Source organism: Streptomyces sp. NPDC059874 (genome assembly GCF_042731135.1).
In the GTDB taxonomy this organism is placed as follows: domain Bacteria; phylum Actinomycetota; class Actinomycetes; order Streptomycetales; family Streptomycetaceae; genus Streptomyces.
The window spans coordinates 31,257-37,851 of sequence record NZ_JBHWJY010000082.1; the positions used below are offsets into that span (position 1 = coordinate 31,257).

At 72.7% G+C, this 6,595-nt stretch carries 5 protein-coding genes; 4 read left to right on the forward strand and 1 reads right to left on the reverse strand.

Features of this window, described 5'->3' with window-relative positions; translation table 11 throughout:
* The first annotated feature begins 15 nt into the window (after positions 1 to 15).
* On the forward strand, positions 16 to 1,650 hold the full coding sequence (locus ACFV9H_RS33385) for a hypothetical protein (RefSeq protein ID WP_385405768.1): 1,635 nt from the start codon (positions 16 to 18) through the stop codon (positions 1,648 to 1,650).
* A gap of 285 nt (positions 1,651 to 1,935) precedes the next feature.
* On the opposite strand, the gene ACFV9H_RS33390 is transcribed toward ACFV9H_RS33385, so the two are convergent.
* Complete coding sequence (locus tag ACFV9H_RS33390) at positions 1,936 to 3,438, reverse strand: PLP-dependent aminotransferase family protein (protein ID WP_385405770.1); 1,503 nt, start codon at positions 3,436 to 3,438, stop codon at positions 1,936 to 1,938.
* Positions 3,439 to 3,622: 184 nt separating this feature from the next.
* Here ACFV9H_RS33390 and ACFV9H_RS33395 point away from each other — a divergent pair, with 184 nt between their 5' ends.
* From ACFV9H_RS33395 to ACFV9H_RS33405, 3 genes are all read left to right on the forward strand, one after another.
* Complete coding sequence (locus ACFV9H_RS33395) at positions 3,623 to 4,393, forward strand: glycerophosphodiester phosphodiesterase family protein (protein ID WP_385405773.1); 771 nt, start codon at positions 3,623 to 3,625, stop codon at positions 4,391 to 4,393.
* A 67-nt stretch (positions 4,394 to 4,460) separates the two neighbouring features.
* Positions 4,461 to 5,855, forward strand: a complete 1,395-nt coding sequence (locus ACFV9H_RS33400; protein ID WP_385405776.1) for an MFS transporter — start codon at positions 4,461 to 4,463, stop codon at positions 5,853 to 5,855.
* A 312-nt stretch (positions 5,856 to 6,167) separates the two neighbouring features.
* The gene (locus ACFV9H_RS33405) at positions 6,168 to 6,542 is read left to right on the forward strand and encodes an RNA polymerase-binding protein RbpA (RefSeq protein WP_007262928.1); all 375 of its coding nucleotides are present in this window, start codon (positions 6,168 to 6,170) and stop codon (positions 6,540 to 6,542) included.
* Positions 6,543 to 6,595 lie beyond the last annotated feature (53 nt).

Below are 6,595 nucleotides of genomic sequence, written 5' to 3' on the forward strand. Positions count from 1 at the left end.
CTCCAGGAGACGCCCGTGGCCCGGCGCCCACTTCCCCGCATCCTCAGCAGCGGCACCGCGTCGCTGGCCCGGGGCCGCGACTTCGCTCGCACGGCCGCCGACAGTGCCACGGACGTCCTCCATCCGCTCCTCACCATCGGACGCGGCCTGCGCATCCTGGCCTCGGCCGGGCGGCGCAAATGGTCCGAGACCCCCAAGGACAAGCGTGGTCCCGCGCTGTTCTTCGGGGCAGCCTGCGTCCTCGTGGTCGCGCTCGTCCCCTACGGCCCCCTCCTCGCCCTGATCACCCTCATGGCGGCGGCGGCCTGGCAGGGACGCGACCGCAACCCGGTGAAGACCGGGCCCAGCGAGGCCGAGACCGAACGGCTCGGCTCCCTCTACGAAGCCCTCGTGCCGTACTTCTCCATCCCGGAGGACCCGAGTCCGCTCTTCGCCCACGGCGGGGACTGGGACAAGGCCTTCAGCGGCTACGAGTTCGACGAGGCGGGCCGCGTCACCCGGCTCCACATCCGCTACCCGGCCTACTTCACCGATGGCGAGGCCACTTCGCGGGCCCGGATCGAGGCACTGCTGCACGCCAAGTCCGGGCGCGGACGGGAGTATCTCTTCGACTGGGACGAGGAGGGCAACCAGCTCGACCTGCGCGTGCTGGCGGCGCTGCCGACGGGTATCGCCGCCCAGCCTTTCGTGACCTCCCCCGGGGAGACCGTGCTCGGCTTCACCGACGCCGGGAGCGTGCAGCGCACCCTGCCCGTCCTGGACGGCGACGAGCCGCGGGACGTGCCGCCGGTGATCTGGCGGACCGGCCTCCGCTCAACCGAGCCCCACCTGCTGGCCGTCGGCCAGCCCGGCAGCGGCACCACCACGCTGCTGCGCTCCGTCACGCTGCAGGCCCTGCGACACGGCGGCGACGTACTGATCATCGACGGCGGCGGCAGCGGCGAGTACTCCTGCCTGTCCGGCCGCGCCGGCGTCCTGGCCGTGGAAGCGGGGCCCACCGGGGCGCTGGCCACCCTGGAATGGGCCGCCCAGGAGACCGAGCGGCGGCTGGTGGCCACCCACCGGGCCCGGGAGGCCGGGCGCCCCGCGCCCGAGGACACCCGGCGGCCGCTGTGGATCCTGCTGGACCAGCCGAGCGTGCCGGGGCACCTCGCGGCCGCCGAAGGACTCCCCGACCCGCTGGCCCAGCTCCAGGTGCCGCTGCGGCACGGCCGGGCCGCGCACGTCATGGTGGTGGTGGCCGAGCAGTTCGACCACCTGGAGCTGCTGCACGACGCGGTCTGGCAGCACACCCGGGCCCGGATCGTGCTCGGGCCCGCCTCCATCCAGCAGATCGCCGACGTACTGGGCCTGCCGCCGCACACCACGCCCCCCGCGCAGGTACCGCCGGGGCGGGGGTACGCCCGGCTCGGGACCGGCCCGGTGCACCGGCTCCAGGTGCCGGCCACCCCGGACCCGTACGACGACGCGACGCATCCGGCGCACCGCCAGGCGGTACTGGAGCTGCTGCCGGAGCGGCTCGCGCCGGGCCCGGGCGGTGACGGCCGGGCCCGCGTCACGCTGACCAAGCCGCTCCAAGGGCAGCCGCCTGCGCAGGGGCAGGCCGTCGACGCCTCGGAACTACCGGAGGTGGCGGCCGAGGCACCGTAGCCCTGGGCGGGGCCGTGAGGGCGGGGCCGGTGCCTGGCGGCGCCGTGAGGGCGGCGGCGCCGGTGCCGGGCGGGGGCGTGAGGGCGGGGCCGGGGCCGGGCGGGGGTGCTGTCCGGGACTCATGATTTATGGCGCCCTGTCCCGGCTGCGTCGATGCGGGCTGCTGCCGCGCCAACAAATCACGTTTTACGTCCCGGACAGCACCCCCGCCCGTCCCCGGCCCCTGGGTCGCGACGCATGGGCACCGGCCCCTGGGTCGCGACGCGTGGGCACCGGGCCCTGGGGTCACGCCACGAACGTGCGCGGGGGTTCCGAGCCGCTGCCCGCGGCTCCCGTGCCGACCAGGCGGGCTGCCGCGGCCAGGCGGGTGGCGGCCTCCTCGGCCACCGGGCCGCCCACCGTGAAGGGGAGCCGGACGTAGCCCTCGAAGGCGCCGTCCACTCCGAAGCGGGGGCCCGAGGGGACCCGTACGCCGACCCGTTCGCCGACTTCGGCCAGGCGGGATCCGGAGAGGCCGCCCGCGCGGGCCCAGAGGGTCAGGCCGCCCTGCGGAACCTCGAACTCCCAGTCCGGCAGCTCCCGGCGGACCGCCGCGACCAGGGCGTCGCGGTTCTCGCGCGCCTGGTCGCGGCGGATTCCGACGGCCTCCTGCCAGCCGCCGGTCCGCATCAGCCAGTTCACCGCGAGCTGCTCCAGCACGGGCGTGCCCAGGTCGGCGTACGCGCGCGCCGCGACCAGGCTGCGGATGACGTCGGGGGCCGCGCGGACCCAGCCGATCCGCATGCCCGCCCAGAAGGCCTTGCTGGCCGAGCCCACGGTGATCACGGTGGAGCCGGCCGGGTCGAAGGAGCAGACCGGGCGGGGCATCTCCAGATCGGGGTCCAGCTTGAGTTCCAGCATGGTCTCGTCGGCGACGAGGACGGTGCCGGCCGCCCGGGCCGCCTCCACCATGGCCCGGCGCTGCTCCTCCGAGGCCAGGGCTCCGGTCGGGTTGTGGAAGTCGGCGACGACGTACGCGAGGCGGGGGGCCGAGTCGCGCAGCACCTGGCGCCAGACGTCCATGTCCCAGCCCGCCAGCCCGTCGGCCATGGCGACGGGTACGAGGCGGACCCCTGCGGCGCGCATCAGCTGGAGGATGTTGGCGTAGGAGGGGGACTCGACGGCGATCCGCTCCCCGCGCCCGGCGAAGAGGCTGCAGATGGCGTCGATGGCGCCCATCGCCCCGGTGGTGACCATGATCTGCTCGGGCATGGTGGGGATGCCCTGCTCGGTGTAGCGGTCGGCGAGCATCCGGCGCAGGGCGGGCAGGCCCGCCGGGTAGTCCCCGTGGGTGTGCGCGTACGGCGGCAGCTCCTCCAGGGCGCCCTGGACGGCTTTGGTCAGCCAGGGCTCGGGGGCCGGAAGGGCGGCGCAGCCGAGGTCGATCATGGAGCCGAGGGACTCGGGCGGCAGCGGTTCCAGCCCGCGGGCGGGCAGCGGGTTCCCGGCGGGGACGGAGGTCCAGCTGCCGGCCCCCCGGCGGGACTCCAGGAAGCCCTCCCCGCGCAGGGCCTCGTACGCGGCGGCGACGGTGGTGCGGCTGAGGGAGAGGGAGCCGGCCAGCTCCCGCTCGGCGGGCAGCCGGGCGGCGACCGGGACGCGGCCTTCGAGGACGAGCAGCCGGATCCCGTCGGCGAGGGTGCGGTACGCGGGCAGTTTGCGGGCGCCCTGTACGGCGGTCCGCTCCTGCTGCGAGGTGATGAGACGGGCGAGCTGTGCGGCACCGACCGCTGAGGTCCATTCGGCCATGCGTCCGGTCCACCTTCATCGGATTGGCCCCGGCCAGGTCCGTCTGGGCCGGGATTGGATTGGGAAGTGCGGATCCAGACTGTCACGTACCAGTCCACCCGCACCAGCGGCGGGGGGACTGGTCGTCGACCGCCCGACGCCTTCCGGTCACCGGTCGGCGGCCCGGAAGAGGGATACTGCGCGCGTGACGCACGTACGCCTTCGCCATCCGTATCTGGACCACCCGGCTCCGATCCCCTTCGCCCACCGGGGAGGTGCCGCGGACGGACTGGAGAACACCGCCGCGGCCTTCCGCCGGGCCGCCGACGCGGGCTACCGGTACTTCGAGACCGATGTGCACGCCACGGCCGACGGGAAGCTCGTCGCCTTCCACGACTCCACGCTGGACCGGGTCACCGACGGGCAGGGCCGGATCGCCGAGCTGCCCTGGAAGCGGATCCGTGAGGTCCGGGTGGGGGGCACCGAGCCCCTTCCACTGTTCGAGGAGCTGCTGGAGGAGTTCCCCGACGCCCGCTGGAACATCGACGTCAAGGCGGAGTCCGCCCTGCACCCGCTGGTCAATCTGATCGCGCGGGCGGGCGTCTGGGACCGGGTCTGCGTGGGCTCCTTCTCGGAGAGCCGGGTGGCCCGGGCGCAGAAGATCGCCGGCCCCCGGCTGGCGACCTCGTACGGCGTGCGCGGGGTGCTCGGCCTGCGGCTGCGCTCGTTCGCGATCCCCGCCGCGCTGCGGGTGGGGGCGGTGGCCGCTCAGGTGCCGGAGACCCAGTCGGGCATCCGCGTGGTCGACCGGAGGTTCGTACGCACCGCGCACGAACGGGGTCTCCAGGTGCACGTGTGGACCGTGAACGAACCGGAACGCATGGAGGCTCTCCTCGACCTGGGAGTGGATGGCATCATGACCGACCGGATCGACATCTTGCGCACGGTGCTGGACCGGCGCGGGGCCTGGGCCTGACACGGTCGCGGGTGCCCGCGCGGGCTCCTGCGGGCCGTGCGGTACGGGGACCAGCGAGGGGGCACCGATGAGTGCGCACACTGAAGACGAAGCGGAATCCGGGGCCGAGGACGGCAGATCGGCCGCCACGGACACGGCGACCGCGACGGCCGCGCGCAAGCGCGAACAGCGCGGTTGGTACTTCTACGACTTCGCCGTGTCCGTGTACTCGGCGAGCGTGCTCACGGTGTTCCTCGGGCCGTACCTGACCTCGATCGCGAAGGCCGCCGCCGACGCCGAGGGCTTCGTGCACCCGCTGGGCATCCCGGTGCGGGCGGGGTCCTTCTTCGCCTACACGGTCTCGGCCTCGGTGATCCTGGCCGTCCTGCTGATGCCGCTGGCCGGGGCGGTCGCGGACCGGACCGGCCGCAAGAAGCCGCTGCTGGCGGTGGCCGCGTACACGGGTGCCGCGGCGACGGCCGGAATGTTCTTCCTGGGCGGCGAGCGCTACCTGCTGGGCGGACTGCTGCTGATCGTCGCGAACGCCTCGCTGTCCGTCTCGATGGTCCTCTACAACGCCTACCTGCCGCAGATCTCCACCCCGGACGAGCGGGACACGGTCTCCTCGCGGGGCTGGGCCTTCGGCTACACCGCCGGCTCGGTGATGCTCGTGGTGAACCTGGTGCTCTTCCAGGGCCACGACTCCTTCGGACTCTCCGAGGGCGAGGCCGTACGGATCTGCCTGGCCTCGGCGGGCCTGTGGTGGGGAGCCTTCGCGCTGATCCCGCTGCGCCGGCTGCGGGACCGGGCGGTGGTCCGGGAAGCGGGCTCGGCGCCGGCCGTCAGCGGCTGGAAGCAGCTGGTGGCCACCTTCAAGGACATGCGGCGCTATCCGCTGACCCTGTCCTTCCTGCTCGCGTACCTGATCTACAACGACGGCGTGCAGACCGTGATCTCCCAGGCCTCGATCTACGGCTCGGAGGAGCTGCAGCTGGAGCAGTCCACGCTGATCGGCGCGGTGCTGCTCGTGCAGGTCCTGGCGGTGGCGGGCGCGCTGGCGATGGGGCGGCTGGCGCGGGTGTACGGAGCGAAGCGGACGATCCTGGGTTCGCTGGCCGCGTGGGCGCTGACGCTGGCGGTCGGCTACTTCCTGCCGGCCCGGACCCCGGTGTGGTTCTTCGCACTCGCCGCGATGATCGGGCTGGTGCTGGGCGGCAGCCAGGCGCTGTCCCGCTCGCTGTTCTCGCACCTGGTGCCGGCGGGCAAGGAGGCCGAGTACTTCTCGGCGTACGAGATGAGCGACCGCGGGCTGAGCTGGGTCGGACCGCTCGTCTTCGGCCTGACGTACCAGCTCACGGGCAGCTACCGGGACGCGATCATCTCGTTGGTGGTCTTCTTCGCACTGGGTTTCGTGCTGCTCGCGAGGGTGCCGGTGCGGCGCGCCGTGGAGGCGGCAGGCAATCCTGTACCCGAACGGATCTGACGGCGGTCCGTGAGCGTGCCCGGCCCGGATCCACGAGCGAATTCCGAACGAATTTAGACGTTCAAGCAAAGGGCCGGTAGTGTACGCCTTTGGCCTGCCAGGCGGACCGTTACTGCGCGCATAAGAAGTGTAGACGTTGGGTGACATCTGCTGCCAGATGTGACAAAACGGGCATTGGTGGGTACAACAAGGGGCGGCACGACGGGCGACGCACGACCCGGAGCGGGAATCTATACCGCCGACCGGACGTTGACCGGATGACGACGACAGCGACACCTGTCCTGTGGGCGACAAGCCCGGGAGGCACGATTCATGAGTGAGCGAGCTCTCCGCGGTACGCGCCTCGTGGTTACCAGCTACGAGACGGACCGCGGCATCGATCTGGCCCCGCGCCAGGCGGTGGAGTACGCATGCCAGAACGGACATCGATTTGAGATGCCGTTCTCGGTTGAGGCAGAAATTCCGCCGGAGTGGGAGTGCAAGGCGTGCGGCGCCATGGCACTCCTGGTGGACGGGGACGGGCCCGAAGAGAAGAAGGGCAAGCCTGCGCGAACGCACTGGGACATGCTCATGGAGCGGCGCACCCGCGAGGAGCTGGAGGAAGTGCTGGCCGAAAGGCTTGCGGTCCTTCGGTCCGGCGCCATGAACATTGCCGTGCATCCGCGGGACAGCCGCAAGTCCGCGTAGTCTGCGGGCGCCGGCACGGAAACGCCGAGGGGCCCGCCACACATTGTGTGGCC

What these genes read in the sequence shown, in the direction of transcription:
- ACFV9H_RS33390 (WP_385405770.1), bottom strand. Translation starts at nt 3,438, where the DNA reads ATGGCCGAATGGACCTCAGCGGTCGGTGCCGCACAGCTCGCCCGTCTC.
- ACFV9H_RS33400 (WP_385405776.1), top strand. Translation starts at nt 4,461, where the DNA reads ATGAGTGCGCACACTGAAGACGAAGCGGAATCCGGGGCCGAGGACGGC.
- ACFV9H_RS33405 (WP_007262928.1), top strand. Translation starts at nt 6,168, where the DNA reads ATGAGTGAGCGAGCTCTCCGCGGTACGCGCCTCGTGGTTACCAGCTAC.